The sequence below is a fragment of the Providencia sp. PROV205 genome (genome assembly GCF_028479505.1).
Classification (GTDB): Bacteria; Pseudomonadota; Gammaproteobacteria; order Enterobacterales; family Enterobacteriaceae; genus Providencia; species Providencia huaxiensis.
The window spans coordinates 63,877-76,822 of record NZ_JAMPNU010000025.1; the positions used below are offsets into that span (position 1 = coordinate 63,877).

Annotated in this window: 15 protein-coding genes and 1 tRNA gene; 8 read left to right on the plus strand and 8 right to left on the minus strand. The window is 40.1% G+C overall.

Annotation, left to right across the window (positions count from 1 at the left end):
• Window positions 1–10: 10 nt before the first annotated feature.
• The 4 genes from proC to hemW are packed head-to-tail and all read left to right on the plus strand — an operon-like array spanning window position 11 to window position 3,178.
• The gene (gene proC, locus PR800_RS15500) at window positions 11–832 is read left to right on the plus strand and encodes a pyrroline-5-carboxylate reductase (protein ID WP_272531120.1); all 822 of its coding nucleotides are present in this window, start codon (window positions 11–13) and stop codon (window positions 830–832) included.
• 19 nt (window positions 833–851) lie between these two features.
• The gene (locus PR800_RS15505; protein ID WP_094962050.1) at window positions 852–1,436 is read left to right on the plus strand and encodes a YggT family protein; all 585 of its coding nucleotides are present in this window, start codon (window positions 852–854) and stop codon (window positions 1,434–1,436) included.
• Between the two features lie 16 nt (window positions 1,437–1,452).
• Window positions 1,453–2,046: an RdgB/HAM1 family non-canonical purine NTP pyrophosphatase gene (gene rdgB / locus PR800_RS15510; protein ID WP_239979350.1), complete on the plus strand. Its 594-nt coding sequence runs from the start codon at window positions 1,453–1,455 to the stop codon at window positions 2,044–2,046.
• Complete coding sequence (gene hemW, locus PR800_RS15515) at window positions 2,039–3,178, plus strand: radical SAM family heme chaperone HemW (RefSeq protein ID WP_102139771.1); 1,140 nt, start codon at window positions 2,039–2,041, stop codon at window positions 3,176–3,178. Before rdgB ends, hemW begins: the two co-directional genes overlap by 8 nt.
• 162 nt (window positions 3,179–3,340) lie before the next feature.
• On the opposite strand, the gene PR800_RS15520 is transcribed toward hemW, so the two are convergent.
• The 5 genes from PR800_RS15520 to trmB all read right to left on the minus strand — a co-directional run bounded on the left by PR800_RS15520 (window position 3,341) and on the right by trmB (window position 7,321).
• Window positions 3,341–4,291, minus strand: coding sequence for a siderophore ABC transporter substrate-binding protein (locus PR800_RS15520; RefSeq protein WP_102139772.1), 951 nt, complete (start codon window positions 4,289–4,291; stop codon window positions 3,341–3,343).
• A 192-nt stretch (window positions 4,292–4,483) separates the two neighbouring features.
• Window positions 4,484–5,209 (minus strand): DUF2884 domain-containing protein, encoded by a 726-nt coding sequence (locus tag PR800_RS15525; protein ID WP_102139773.1) that lies wholly within the window; start codon window positions 5,207–5,209, stop codon window positions 4,484–4,486.
• Window positions 5,210–5,232: 23 nt separating this feature from the next.
• Window positions 5,233–6,159, minus strand: a complete 927-nt coding sequence (glsB, locus tag PR800_RS15530) for a glutaminase B (protein WP_102139774.1) — start codon at window positions 6,157–6,159, stop codon at window positions 5,233–5,235.
• Between the two features lie 113 nt (window positions 6,160–6,272).
• On the minus strand, window positions 6,273–6,602 hold the full coding sequence (locus tag PR800_RS15535) for a YggL family protein (protein ID WP_004914167.1): 330 nt from the start codon (window positions 6,600–6,602) through the stop codon (window positions 6,273–6,275).
• Window positions 6,602–7,321: a tRNA (guanosine(46)-N7)-methyltransferase TrmB gene (gene trmB, locus PR800_RS15540; RefSeq protein ID WP_166267759.1), complete on the minus strand. Its 720-nt coding sequence runs from the start codon at window positions 7,319–7,321 to the stop codon at window positions 6,602–6,604. The genes PR800_RS15535 and trmB overlap by 1 nt, the downstream gene beginning before the upstream one ends.
• Window positions 7,322–7,610: 289 nt before the next feature.
• Between trmB and mutY the strand changes: the two genes are divergently transcribed.
• The 4 genes from mutY to PR800_RS15560 all read left to right on the plus strand — a co-directional run bounded on the left by mutY (window position 7,611) and on the right by PR800_RS15560 (window position 10,331).
• Window positions 7,611–8,663, plus strand: coding sequence for an A/G-specific adenine glycosylase (gene mutY, locus PR800_RS15545; RefSeq protein WP_102139776.1), 1,053 nt, complete (start codon window positions 7,611–7,613; stop codon window positions 8,661–8,663).
• Window positions 8,664–8,673: 10 nt separating this feature from the next.
• Window positions 8,674–8,943 carry an oxidative damage protection protein gene (locus PR800_RS15550; protein WP_004264665.1) on the plus strand — a complete coding sequence of 90 codons (270 nt, stop codon included), beginning with the start codon at window positions 8,674–8,676 and terminating at the stop codon, window positions 8,941–8,943.
• Between the two features lie 54 nt (window positions 8,944–8,997).
• Complete coding sequence (gene mltC, locus PR800_RS15555) at window positions 8,998–10,071, plus strand: membrane-bound lytic murein transglycosylase MltC (RefSeq protein WP_166267763.1); 1,074 nt, start codon at window positions 8,998–9,000, stop codon at window positions 10,069–10,071.
• Window positions 10,072–10,255: 184 nt separating this feature from the next.
• A tRNA-Phe gene (locus PR800_RS15560) sits at window positions 10,256–10,331 on the plus strand.
• Window positions 10,332–10,631: 300 nt separating this feature from the next.
• On the opposite strand, the gene PR800_RS15565 is transcribed toward PR800_RS15560, so the two are convergent.
• The 3 genes from PR800_RS15565 to PR800_RS15575 all read right to left on the minus strand — a co-directional run bounded on the left by PR800_RS15565 (window position 10,632) and on the right by PR800_RS15575 (window position 12,896).
• Window positions 10,632–10,970 (minus strand): hypothetical protein, encoded by a 339-nt coding sequence (locus PR800_RS15565; RefSeq protein WP_195698265.1) that lies wholly within the window; start codon window positions 10,968–10,970, stop codon window positions 10,632–10,634.
• A gap of 301 nt (window positions 10,971–11,271) precedes the next feature.
• On the minus strand, window positions 11,272–12,060 hold the full coding sequence (locus PR800_RS15570) for a MipA/OmpV family protein (RefSeq protein ID WP_272531121.1): 789 nt from the start codon (window positions 12,058–12,060) through the stop codon (window positions 11,272–11,274).
• A 20-nt stretch (window positions 12,061–12,080) separates the two neighbouring features.
• Complete coding sequence (locus PR800_RS15575) at window positions 12,081–12,896, minus strand: HARLDQ motif MBL-fold protein (RefSeq protein WP_210848843.1); 816 nt, start codon at window positions 12,894–12,896, stop codon at window positions 12,081–12,083.
• Window positions 12,897–12,946 lie beyond the last annotated feature (50 nt).

A 12,946-nucleotide genomic window follows, 5' to 3' on the forward strand; every position in this document is an offset into this window, starting at 1 on the left:
GGAGAACAGAATGCAACATCGTAAAATTGCCTTCATCGGCGCCGGAAATATGGCTCACGCCATCATTGCTGGGCTGGTTAACCATGGCTACCCTGCATCGATGATCACAGTGTGTTCTCCTACGCCTGTACGTCGAGAAAAACTGGCTGAACAATATGGCATCATTAGCAGTGATGATAACTTAGCTGCTGTAAAAGCTGCGGATGTGATTGTCCTCGCCGTTAAGCCGCAAATGATGAAAGACGTGTGTGAACCACTGCAAAATGCGGCTAATTTTGATCAAAAATTAATCCTCACCATTGCTGCTGGGATCCCCGCTGAACGCTATAACGATTATTTCGCTCATCCGTTGAATTTAGTACGCATCATGCCAAATACGCCATCATTGGTGGGGAAAGGCGTTAGTGGGCTATTTGCTCAAGGGAAGGTTTCAGAGCAAGACAAACAATTTGCACAAGAACTGATGCAGAGTGTCGGCTCCACGATTTGGTGCCAACAAGAGCAAGAAATCAATAGCATTATTGCCATTACTGGTAGCTCCCCTGCTTATTTCTTTCTATTTATGGAAGCGATGCAACAAAAAGCAGAACAACTCGGTTATGATAAACAGCAAGCTCGAGACCTCGTTCTTCATGCGATTGAAGGGGCTGTAGAGCTTGCTAAGTCGCAAAACGACACGGCTTTTTCGACTCTACGTGAACAAGTCACCTCTAAAGGCGGTACCACCGCGATGGCTTTAGAGCAATTTTATAATGGAAATCTTCCGCAGATTGTTGCCGATGCAATGCAAAGCGCAATAAATAGAGCTGAAGAAATGGAAAAACTTTTTTAAATTAATCGCGGAATTCACCATGCAGACCTTAGTATTTGTCGTTACGACCCTGATCCAACTGTATATTTTTGTATTACTACTGCGCGTATGGATGCAGTGGGTACGTGCAGATTTTTATAACCCTTTTTCGAAATTTGTCGTTAAAGCAACACAACCTATCGTCGCACCATTGCGCCGAGTCATTCCTTCTTTTGGCGCGATAGATACCGCATCTGTCGTTGTTGCGTTCATTTTAGCTATTGCAGCCATTATCTTTGGTATGTGGGCGACTAACTTGCTCCCAATTTTAGGCATAAGTATTTTGCCTATGGGGCTGATTTTATTATTAACCTATACAGGTAAATTGATTTTTTGGATGATTTTAATCCGTGCAATTTTAAGCTGGGTCAGCCAAGGCCGTAACCCTGTAGACTATTTATTGTACCAATTAACAGAGCCTTTAATGGCGCCAATTCGCCGTATCATCCCTGCGATGGGCGGGTTAGATTTCTCCGCAATGATTGTGATGTTTATTTTAATCGCTCTGAATTATTTGCGTGTTGATATCTCACTGATGATTGACCCATCATTAACTGCAATGATGTATTCCATTGGTATTATGTAAAAACGAGTTTTAAATAATGCAAAAAGTTGTTTTAGCCACCGGTAACCCCGGAAAAGTGAATGAGTTAGCTGACCTACTACGTGATTTTGGGATGGATATCGTCGCACAAACCTCATTAGGTGTTGAATCTGCAGAAGAAACGGGCTTAACCTTTATTGAGAATGCGATCTTAAAAGCGCGCCATGCAGCAGCGCAAACCGGGTTACCCGCAATTGCTGATGATTCAGGAATTTCCGTTGATGCACTTGGTGGCGCGCCGGGGATTTACTCCGCACGTTATGCGGGGGCAGATGCGACCGATGAGCAAAACCTGATAAAATTACTCGAAGCTATGAAAAATGTGCCTGACGACCAACGCCAGGCTCAATTCAACTGCGTTCTAGTCTATTTACGCCATGCAGAAGACCCGACACCATTGGTTTTTCATGGTCGTTGGCACGGTGTCATCACTCATGAACGCAAAGGCCAAGGCGGCTTCGGTTATGACCCAATATTTTATGTTCCTGAATTAGGTTGCACCTCAGCAGAGTTAACTAAAACAGAAAAACAAGCCGTTTCACATCGTGGAAGAGCACTCACAATGATGTTGGATGCGCTAAAGAATGCTTAAATTACCCCCGCTGAGCCTGTATATCCATATCCCTTGGTGTGTGCAAAAGTGCCCTTATTGTGACTTCAACTCACACACACTTAAAGGGGAAATCCCTCAGCAAGAATATGTGGCGCACTTATTGGCCGATTTAGACATCGATGCAAAATTAGTTGCTGGGCGTTCGGTAAAAACCATTTTTATTGGGGGTGGAACGCCCAGTTTATTAAGTGCTGAGTCAATGCAGGCTTTAATGGATGGCGTACGTCAGCGAGTTGATTTAGACCCTCACGCAGAAGTCACCATGGAAGCAAACCCCGGCACTGTTGAAGCTGAGCGTTTCGCAGGTTACCAAGCAGCAGGAATCAACCGTATTTCTATTGGTGTACAAAGCTTCGGTAATGACAAATTAATCACTTTAGGCCGTATTCATGGTGCTGACGAAGCGAAACGAGCGGCTCAGTTGGCCACTAATCTTAATTTAAGAAGCTTTAACCTCGATTTAATGCACGGGTTACCTGCGCAAACTCAAGTTGAAGGTTTATCTGACCTGCGCCAAGCCATTGAACTTGCACCTCCGCACCTGTCTTGGTACCAATTAACCATTGAACCCAACACCCAATTTGGCTCACGTCCTCCAGTATTACCCGATGACGATACGCTGTGGGATATTTACACCGAAGGCCATAAATTATTAAGTGCGGCAGGTTATCAGCAATATGAAACATCCGCCTATGCTAAACCTGGTTACCAATGCCAACACAACCTCAATTACTGGCGCTTTGGTGACTATTTAGGCATCGGTTGCGGTGCTCATGGAAAAATTTCTTTTGAAGATGGCCAAATTTTACGAACCGTAAAAACAAAACATCCTCGGGGTTATATGGAAGGCCGATACATGCATCAATCTTATGATGTTGACGCCTCCGATAGGCCATTTGAATATTTCATGAACCGTTTTCGTTTACTTGAAGCCATGCCTCGAAGTGAATTTACCCAATATACAGGGTTACCAGAATCAACAGTTAGAGCGGCTATTGATGAAGCCTTAGCTAAAGGTTATATCATAGAAACTGTCGATGAATGGCAGATCACAGAGCATGGAAAATTGTTTCTCAATTCCCTATTAGAGTTATTTTTAGGTGAAGAATAGCAATTATTCCGTTCATTTATAAATCATTTCGCTTGTAAATTAGATGAAAGCCCACTTCAAATTAAAGTGGGCTTTTTATTTAGAGGTAAAAATGAAATAGACAAGAATAACAATTGAGGTAATACATATTGCCACCATCAATAAGACAGCGGCAGATATCAGTTACAGTGCATTAACTACCGCATTAACTTGTTCAGTTAAGCTGACTAAACCACCACCTGACAAATACCATAAGTCAGATTGCAGGTAAGTAATTTTGCCATCTTTATAAGCTTTGGTTTCTTGAATATTGCTATCTTCAAATACCGTTTTATCCAATTTACCTGCTCCAATCGCTTCGCTACGGTCAACAATCAGGATCACGTCAGGATCCGCTTGAGCAATAGTTTTGGTATCCACTACACGGCGTTTTGCTTTATCTGCACTTTCATCAACAGGTAGTTCAGAACGTTGCGCTTTCACAACGTTGTAAACAACGGCTTGGCTGTTTGGAATTAATTTACCGTCGTTATGCATCAGCACTAATACTTTCTTATTAGAATCAGCCGCTTTTTTCTGAGCGTCTGCAATGACTTTATCTAATTGTACCAACTGCTCATCAACCGCTTTTTGGTTACCATAAAGTTCGCCAATCACACCAATATTGGCTTTCACAGAATCAATATAGTGTTTGCTATCAGAACCTAAATTAATGGTTGGTGCAATTTTTGATAACTCATCATAAGACTTACCTTGACGACCTGTGATCACAATCAGGTCAGGTTTTAATTGCGCGATTTTGGCTAAATCAGGTTGTTTCATTCCACCTGCATTTTCCATTGATGCAGGAATGCTGCCTTTTATATAAGCGGGAGCATTGCCTGTTGGTAGTGCAACAACCTTGTCACCTAAGCCGAGTTTTTGCATTGAGTCATAAACACCGAAATCAAACAGAACCACTTTTTGTGGTTTTTTCATGACTTCAGTTTCACCTGACAGGTGTTTGATCGTCACTTTTTCAACACCTTGTGCTGTCACGGCATTTGGCGTGAAAGTGGTAGATTCAGCGCTGAGAGCGAAAGGCGCAGAGAATGACAACACAGAAACAAGCAGAGCAGGTATGAATTTTTTCATTTAAATGATCCCAATTTAAGTCATTAAGCCAAACCCGCATTGTAAAGTGAGCAGCTTAGATGTCAATCAAATAAGAATCAATTTCATTTTCATTCCCATTAATGGAATTAATATCACACAAATTGATGATGACGATAATATTGATAAATAAAAAAACAGTAATGTACAAAAAATACATTACTGCTCATAAGGTTATTTGATTGAATTAAGTAATGAGACGCGTTGTTGTTCGATTGAGGTCACTTTAGAACAAACTTGTTGGCCAAATTGCTGGAAGCTTTTCTCTTGTTTTTTCCATTCAGATTCAAGCTCTTGTTGTAACCCACCTAAGTTCCCTAACACACCTTGTAGCGCTTTACTGGCGTCACCACCCGATAATAATTGCTTGCGCCCCATTTCGTTGATGCTGTCTTGTAAAATGCCGCCTAAACTTTCATTAACTAGCTCGCGCCCTTTCGTTTCAACGGTTTTCATGGCTTCATGGTGAAAAACATAACCACTAGGGCGAGTCTCAATAATTTGATTGATTTGCCCATTAAGCTCTTTTTCTAATTTTGTTAACCGGTTACGGATATTGCTATCGCTACCGACCACTTTAACGACAACTTTGTCTATCGTTTCCCTTGAGGTTGATAATTTTTTTTCTGATTCTTGTTTTATCCAAGGTAAGTCCTGACGAATAGCGGCTTGGTAACGAATAGCTTGCTGCTTTTGGGCCTCTGTTGCAGCAATATTTTTACCGTTAAGTGTGATATCACCATTTGGCGTAATTTTTAAATCGCCACTCGCACCAATAACTTGCACACTTTCAGGAGTCATAACGATGTCATCCTTTGGTGTTACAGAACAGTTATAATCTGCAGCTTGGCTCGTTGCACAAGCAAGGAGTGAAAATGCAATTAATGTACGGCGTAACATAAAATCTCCTAGTAGAGCATGAATTAAAAAACAGAACGCCCAATTCGTTTCGATAGCAACTCTAAAGCCGCACAGCCGACTAAAGAGTTCCCCGCCGAGTCTAGCTCAGGTGACCAAACCGCTACGGTAAATTGGTTTGGAACCACACAAACAATACCGCCACCAACACCAGACTTGCCGGGCATTCCTATCCGAAATGCAAACTCACCAGAGCCGTCATACATACCACAAGTCATCATTAATGCATTGATTTGCCTTGATTGTAGCGGTGTGATGATAGGGTCAATGGAGCAAGATGACATTCCTTGCGATGTTAAATAGGAAAAACATCTCGCTAATTCAACACAGTTCATACTTAGAGAACAATAATGAAAATAAGTTTCGAGAACCGTTAAAACATCATTTTCAAAATTCCCAAAAGATTTCATAAGATAAGCAATGGCTGCATTACGACTGGCGTGTTCCAATTCTGAGCGAGCAACAACCGTGTCATAGCTGATATCAGGTTCGCAAGATAGCTTTCGGACAAACTCCAACATACGCTGTTTAGGTGCGCTTAGGCGTGATTGCAGCATATCCGCAATAACAATGGCTCCCGCATTGATAAACGGGTTTCGTGGGATCCCCTTTTCCATTTCAATTTGAATTAACGAATTAAAGGGTAGCCCTGAGGGTTCTTTACCTACGCGGCTCCAAATTTCCTCTTCCTCATAACGCGTCATTGCAAGTGTAAGGCTTAATACTTTTGAAATAGATTGGACTGAAAAGCGTTGGTACGCGTCCCCTGCGGTAAAAATATCGCCATCGATTGTGGATACCGCAATGCCTAAATGATGGGAAGGCACGCAACCTAAAGCAGGAATATAATTTGCAACACAACCTTGCCCAATCAGTGGGCGAACTTGGTCTAGGATATCGTTGAGTAGCTGGTTAGAAAACATGGCGCTCAAAACGTTGACTCCAGATAGTATTTGCAACAGAAAATAAAGGCACCCAATTTTTGGATGCCTCTTCAAGCGACTGAAAAATCAGTTTATTTATTGAGATTTACTCAATAAAATTATTATTCCCACCAAACATCAAAAAGCTCAGAAACGACGACGTCATTCATCCCTTTTGATTTTAGCCAATTTTCAACAATTTGGCGGTGCTCTTCGGTACATTTACCAATTTTTTGCAGGCAAACGATCCCTTCCCAGCTCATATAGCCACTAGCTTCAAACGCTAAACCATTCGGTTCAATCGCTTCTGCAATCAGTTGGTCAACGGTGCTGTCAACTTCCTCAATCGGCGTACCTTCTTTAAAGCTCCACTTAACGGTAAAGCCTAACTCTTGGAACTCATCCAAGCGTAATTTTTTACGTAGACGACGACTACGTGGTTGTTTAGCCATTATTTGATCCTCTCAAACATTAAATCCCATACACCGTGCCCTAACCGCTGGCCGCGCTTTTCAAATTTTGTTTCTGGTCTTGTTTCCGGACGAGGAACGTAATCACCTGATGGTGATAAGTTTTTATACCCTTCGACACTCGTCATCACTTCAAGCATGTGCTCTGCATAAGGCTCCCAATCCGTTGCCATATGGAAAACACCACCGATAGCTAGTTTGCTGCGAATTTTTTCTGCAAATGGAACTTGCACAATACGACGCTTATTGTGTTTCGCTTTATGCCATGGATCAGGGAAAAATAACTGAACCATTTCAAGGCTACCATTTGGGATCATGCAGTCTAAAACTTCTATTGCATCATGGCACATCACCCGTAAATTAGTGATGTTTTCTTCTTTTGCCGATGCTAAACATGCGCCAACACCGGGTGCATGAACTTCAATGCCTAAAAAGTTTTTATCTGCATTTTGAGATGCCATGGTCACCAATGAGGCGCCCATCCCAAAGCCAATTTCCAAAGTCACTGGATTTGAGTTATTGAATACTTTGGCAAAATCAAAAGGCTCATTGATAAAATCGATGCCTTTTTCTGCCCATTCTTTTTCTAATGCGTCTTCCTGACGTTTTGTCAGACGCCCTTGACGGCGGACAAAACTACGGACTCGGCGCATAACCCGCCCATCTTCATTATATTCGGGGGAGATAACATTATTGATCATAATAAAGGTTCTAAAATGAGTGCCCAATTAAGTTAATGTGCCAACAATCAAGTGGATAAGATGATGAATTACCAAACCCATCAAACTATAGCCCTATATGCCCAAGTTGTAGTGACTAGCCTTACCCTTGAAACACGGTGGATACCGGAGTTTAGCAAAACTTCCACAAGGATGCAGTTGATAATTCGCTAACTTTACACTAAACAACACAATAGCGGTTTACAGCCCCCTTCGTCTATGTTGCAATTCCTATCATGACTGGAAATATCAATAAAAAATAAAATTATTAATGGAAGCTCAACAATTTTCATCTGCAGTGCTCAACTGGTATCACAAATACGGTCGTAAAACGTTGCCATGGCAACAGGAAAAATCGTCCTACCATGTGTGGTTATCAGAAGTTATGCTGCAACAAACCCAAGTGAGTACTGTAATCCCTTATTTTGAGAAGTTTATCTCTCGCTTTGAGGATGTGACCGCCCTTGCCAACGCACCTCTTGATGAAGTTTTACACTTATGGACAGGGCTCGGCTATTACGCTCGGGCCCGAAACCTCCATAAAGCCGCTCAAGTGGTCGCAACTCAATATGGTGGCTCGTTTCCCACTACATTTGATGAGGTTTTAGCGCTGCCCGGTGTTGGTCGCTCCACTGCTGGGGCAATTTTATCATTATCGCAAAAACAGCATTACCCTATTCTCGATGGTAATGTTAAACGCGTATTAGCTCGCGCTTATGCGGTTGATGGCTGGCCGGGTAAAAAAGAAGTCGAAAACCGTTTGTGGGAAATCAGCACTGATGTCACCCCACAAGTGGGAGTTGAATTTTTTAACCAAGCGATGATGGATTTAGGCGCTATGGTCTGTACTCGCAGTAAACCAAAATGCGAACTATGCCCCCTCAATTTTGGCTGCGTAGCCTATGCCAATCATTCATGGCAAAACTACCCAGGCAAAAAACCTAAGCAGAAAATCCCTGAGAGAAGTGCTTGGTTTTTGATTATGCAGCATGACGATAATGTGTGGCTAGAACAGCGTCCACCATCTGGCATTTGGGGTGGCTTATTTGCCTTCCCACAGTTTGACTCTTTAGAGCAACTTAATGATTATCTGGCCGAATCAGGCTTAGAATATTCTCAGTTAGAGCAATTAATTTCTTTCCGCCACACATTTAGCCATTTTCATTTAGATATTATCCCTGTAAAAGTTAACATTCAGGCATTTAATTCTGCCATGGATGAAGGCAAAGGACTCTGGTATAACTTACACCTAGGCGCAACTATCGGCCTTGCAGCCCCAGTTGAAAGTTTACTAAAACAGCTCGCCTTACTACCTGATATTTGAGGAAAAATTAATGAGTAGAACCATTTTTTGTACATTTTTACAACGTGATGCAGATGGGCAAGATTTTCAGCTTTACCCAGGTGAGTTAGGAAAACGTATTTTTAACGAGATTTCAAAAGAGGCGTGGAGTCAGTGGATGACAAAGCAGACCATGCTCATTAATGAAAAGAAGCTCAATACGATGAACCCTGATGATCGTAAAATGTTAGAACAAGAAATGATTAAGTTCTTGTTTGAAGGCCATGACATCCATATTGATGGCTATACACCTGAAAAATAATCTGTTTGTCTACCTACTCAGTAGGTAGACTTTTGCCCCAAGACTGTGAATCGTATGAAAAAACTATTTGCGCTGAGTTTATTGATCCCTCTAATTGTCTCTTGTTCTAGCAAGCAAAAACCTGACTTTAACCCGGATTATGTCAAAGATACTAATGGGTTCAATATCTTAATGGGCCAATTTGCCCACAATATTGAAAATATTTGGGGCATTAAAGAAGTGTTAATTGCTGGTCCAAAAGACTATGTAAAATATACCGATGAGTACCGAACTCGTAGCCATATTAATTTTGATGCAGGGACCATTACTGTAGAGACTATTTCAGCGGTAGAACCTTCACAGTACTTAAAAAAAGCTATTGTCACCACTTTATTAATGGGAGACGACCCCAATTCCATTGACCTCTATTCTGATATCAATGATATTCCCCATAGCAAAGAACCCTTTTTATTTGGTCAAGTGCTCGATAACACAGGTGAAGCGATTCGTTGGGAATGGCGAGCCACAAAGTTTGCTGATTATCTGGTAGAAAATAAAATGCAGCGCCGCCAATCTGGTATGAATATTGTTTGGTCCGTAACTATGCAACTAGTACCAAACCATTTAGATAAACGGGCTCATAAATATTTACCTTATATTAAGAAATCCTCGGCCAAATATGGCGTAGATGAGTCCTTAATCCTCGCGATTATGCAAATTGAGTCGAGTTTCAACCCTTATGCGGTTAGCCGTTCTGATGCGCTTGGCTTAATGCAAATTATGCCAAACACAGCTGGTAAAGATGTTTTCCGCTCACAAGGAAAATCCGGTGTTCCTAGCCGTAACTATTTATTTGACCCAGAGAAAAACATTGATACGGGTACGGCTTACTTAGCTATATTGCAAAACAGCTACTTAGGCGATATTCGTAACCAAACCTCACGCCGCTATGCTGTTATTACCGCATATAATGGCGGGGCTGGTAGCGTACTACGCGTCTTCCACAGCGATAAAAAACAAGCCGCACAGCGCATTAACAATTTAGAACCGGGTGAAGTGTATGAAACCTTGTCCACTAAGCACCCAGCTGCTGAGTCACGTAATTACCTCATTAAAGTGAACAAAGCACAGAAAAATTATTTACGTTAAAATTTTTCCAATATTGGATGCCAGCCAAAATCGGATTTAAGGCTGGCATCAGTTATTAACCTTAATGATTTTATGTATTTTCGATTAAAAACTAGCTAACATGTTGAAAAAAAGCGCATACAGTCAAAAGTTTATTGAAAGCGCCTTGACTCAACCAATGAAATCAGGTTTAATACGCTCCGTTGCCCGGATAGCTCAGTCGGTAGAGCAGGGGATTGAAAATCCCCGTGTCCTTGGTTCGATTCCGAGTCCGGGCACCACTTATTCAAAGAACCCGCCCAAAAGGCGGGTTTTTGCTTTGTATCTCTCTGAAGCCAACACTCGCCCAATTTCAACTAAATTCAACTCGCCCCCCCCCATATGAACCCCATTGTGCGAGTATAGTTACGGGTAGGATCACCCCGAGTGGTTACAGCCTACTATAAATTAAGTAGGTTTCGATATTGTTTAAAGAAAGCTTTCAAGCCCACCTATTGATAGCGCCTGTGGAGGCTAATTAGTATAAAGCTTTCTCTATCGGAAAATAAAAATACGGTAACGAAGACTAAACATGAAATAATTTATAATTCTAAATATTTAATAATGTTAACTCTCATGAATTTTACTTTAATAAACTTAGGTGTTATTGCGTCAAGAACCGGGCCAAAGCTATGATAAAAATCATGCTCCCAAAAATAGGATTTAAATTGATATCTTCTATTCCAATTTTTGTCTGATTGTATAGTTACCCTTAATATATTCCCTAATTCATTCAATGATGAAATAGTTACTTTTATTTCCGACTTATTTTTAGCAATTGCATATACAATCCCTATCTTAGGATATAAGTCATAGTTGATACACTCATAGAAATTACTTTCATTTAAAACCCTGATCACTCTACTAATTGGCAAAATCATAATAATCCTAAAATGATGCTATATCATATAGCATCACATATTATATATTTATATGACTAATGATTGTGTGAATAATTTTTGTATCTATATCCTTGAGACCTCATGCACTCAGCAATAAGTTCAGGCCTATCAGTATAGCTCACGAGTGCAATACCGATATCGTATTTACATTTTGACAATACATTTTGAGTGTCATCATAATTAACACCTTCTTTATACCACCCAGGACCTATTGCACACCCATATAGTATAAATATAGAAAGCGTCACAATGATTTTTAGATTATTTTTTATCATGTTATTTAAAATGAATAAGTTATTCCAATCATATTTATTAATCCATACTTCTGTTTAACTATTGGGCTATTTACTGAATCACCTAATAGATAATACCCACCAGATTTCAGGTTCAAATATAAATCATCAAACAATTTGTAGTTAACTCCAAACAGTACACCTACATCCTTAAACCCACTATTAGGCGTATAAGGTAAATAGCTTGTTTTCATTGATTGCTCTTCGGTAACACCAAAGTAAGCTTGATTATAATTTTTATTCACATATCTAATAGAAACATTTGAATCACTCGACCACTCATTATTTAATTCAAAATTAGAATTAATACCGAATTCATATCGTGTTGCATTATCGATTTTTTTCCCGCCATAATTTCTATGCCCAATAGCCGTTAAAGAGTTTATATAGAGAGAATGCTCGTTTATAGCATAGCTAATCTCTAAGCCTGCTGCAACAGCTCCTTTTAGATCCCCCATGCCTTTTAGATCAGTATTTGTATTTCCAGAAAACCCTATTTCCTCTTTTCTACCTTGCAAGTAAGTTCCAATAACCCCAACATTAATACTGTCATATATATTATATTGCCATTTAGCCCCCTCTGTTCCAATACTGAATATCCCATAGTCATCAGTTAATTCAGTGTATTGAATCATAGCATCTGGAGTTAGTATATATTTCTTAGCCCCCTCATAAGGAGTTACCACTCCAGCACCTACTCCTATTTTTAATTCACTAGCAGATATGCAAGCACAGAAAAACATCCCAGTAATAGGAAATATATAATTACGGTTCATTAATATCCTTTTTTTAATGCTTATTGAAGTTGACTAATTAAAGACATTCTTGATTTTTCAACATATAAACCCAAACCATCTTTATCGTAAAATGCTTTTTCATTTCCATTCCTGAGAGATTCAAGTTTATCTTTAAGACCAAATCGCTCACCTTTACTGGCTACAAATATATCGACTTCTTGGTTAGCCAACACATAATAACTATGTTGTAAATCTTCTATTATTTCAGGGTAATTTAGATTGTTGACCAAGTAATACCCCGGGGTAGCTAAACTATCTGCATATATCAATTTATCTCCATTATTTAATTTAACGCGCCAAGAGTTAGAACCAGGTAAGTGGCCTGGTGTAAATAAAGAAGTGAATACAACACCACCTAACTCAATTTCTTCTCTGTCATTTATGTAAATATCAACATCAACAGGAGGAAATAATAATTTATCACCTAATGCAAAATCCTCAGCGCCACCCAATATTAATTGAGCTGCATTGATTCTATTAGAAACAACCTTGGCCCCACTAACTTTTTTTAAATATGCAATTCCACCAGCTTGATCAAGTCTCGCGTGGCTATTCAAAATATACTTAATATCCTTGAGTTTAAAACCAAGTTTCTCAATATTATTTTTAATCAATTCCGCACTTTCGTTTAATCCAGCATCTATTAATACATGACCTTTATTTGTTGTTATCAGTATTGAAGTCAGATTATTAGTTCCTACGTACCATACCTGTGGAGCCATCTGAAAAGACTCTATTGGTTTTGCCCATTCTAAAAAAATACTCTTTGGCGGTACTTCAGAGAGCGGCTGTTCAGGATGCAATGCAGCACTCATAGATGCAGGAAAAAGCAAGCCGTGTAAGCCAATCAATGCTATAAATTTTA

What these genes read in the sequence shown, in the direction of transcription:
- proC (WP_272531120.1), top strand. Translation starts at nt 11, where the DNA reads ATGCAACATCGTAAAATTGCCTTCATCGGCGCCGGAAATATGGCTCAC.
- PR800_RS15505 (WP_094962050.1), top strand. Translation starts at nt 852, where the DNA reads ATGCAGACCTTAGTATTTGTCGTTACGACCCTGATCCAACTGTATATT.
- rdgB (WP_239979350.1), top strand. Translation starts at nt 1,453, where the DNA reads ATGCAAAAAGTTGTTTTAGCCACCGGTAACCCCGGAAAAGTGAATGAG.
- hemW (WP_102139771.1), top strand. Translation starts at nt 2,039, where the DNA reads ATGCTTAAATTACCCCCGCTGAGCCTGTATATCCATATCCCTTGGTGT.
- PR800_RS15520 (WP_102139772.1), bottom strand. Translation starts at nt 4,291, where the DNA reads ATGAAAAAATTCATACCTGCTCTGCTTGTTTCTGTGTTGTCATTCTCT.
- PR800_RS15525 (WP_102139773.1), bottom strand. Translation starts at nt 5,209, where the DNA reads ATGTTACGCCGTACATTAATTGCATTTTCACTCCTTGCTTGTGCAACG.
- PR800_RS15535 (WP_004914167.1), bottom strand. Translation starts at nt 6,602, where the DNA reads ATGGCTAAACAACCACGTAGTCGTCGTCTACGTAAAAAATTACGCTTG.
- trmB (WP_166267759.1), bottom strand. Translation starts at nt 7,321, where the DNA reads ATGATCAATAATGTTATCTCCCCCGAATATAATGAAGATGGGCGGGTT.
- mutY (WP_102139776.1), top strand. Translation starts at nt 7,611, where the DNA reads ATGGAAGCTCAACAATTTTCATCTGCAGTGCTCAACTGGTATCACAAA.
- PR800_RS15550 (WP_004264665.1), top strand. Translation starts at nt 8,674, where the DNA reads ATGAGTAGAACCATTTTTTGTACATTTTTACAACGTGATGCAGATGGG.
- mltC (WP_166267763.1), top strand. Translation starts at nt 8,998, where the DNA reads ATGAAAAAACTATTTGCGCTGAGTTTATTGATCCCTCTAATTGTCTCT.
- PR800_RS15565 (WP_195698265.1), bottom strand. Translation starts at nt 10,970, where the DNA reads ATGATTTTGCCAATTAGTAGAGTGATCAGGGTTTTAAATGAAAGTAAT.
- PR800_RS15570 (WP_272531121.1), bottom strand. Translation starts at nt 12,060, where the DNA reads ATGAACCGTAATTATATATTTCCTATTACTGGGATGTTTTTCTGTGCT.
- PR800_RS15575 (WP_210848843.1), bottom strand. Translation starts at nt 12,896, where the DNA reads ATGAGTGCTGCATTGCATCCTGAACAGCCGCTCTCTGAAGTACCGCCA.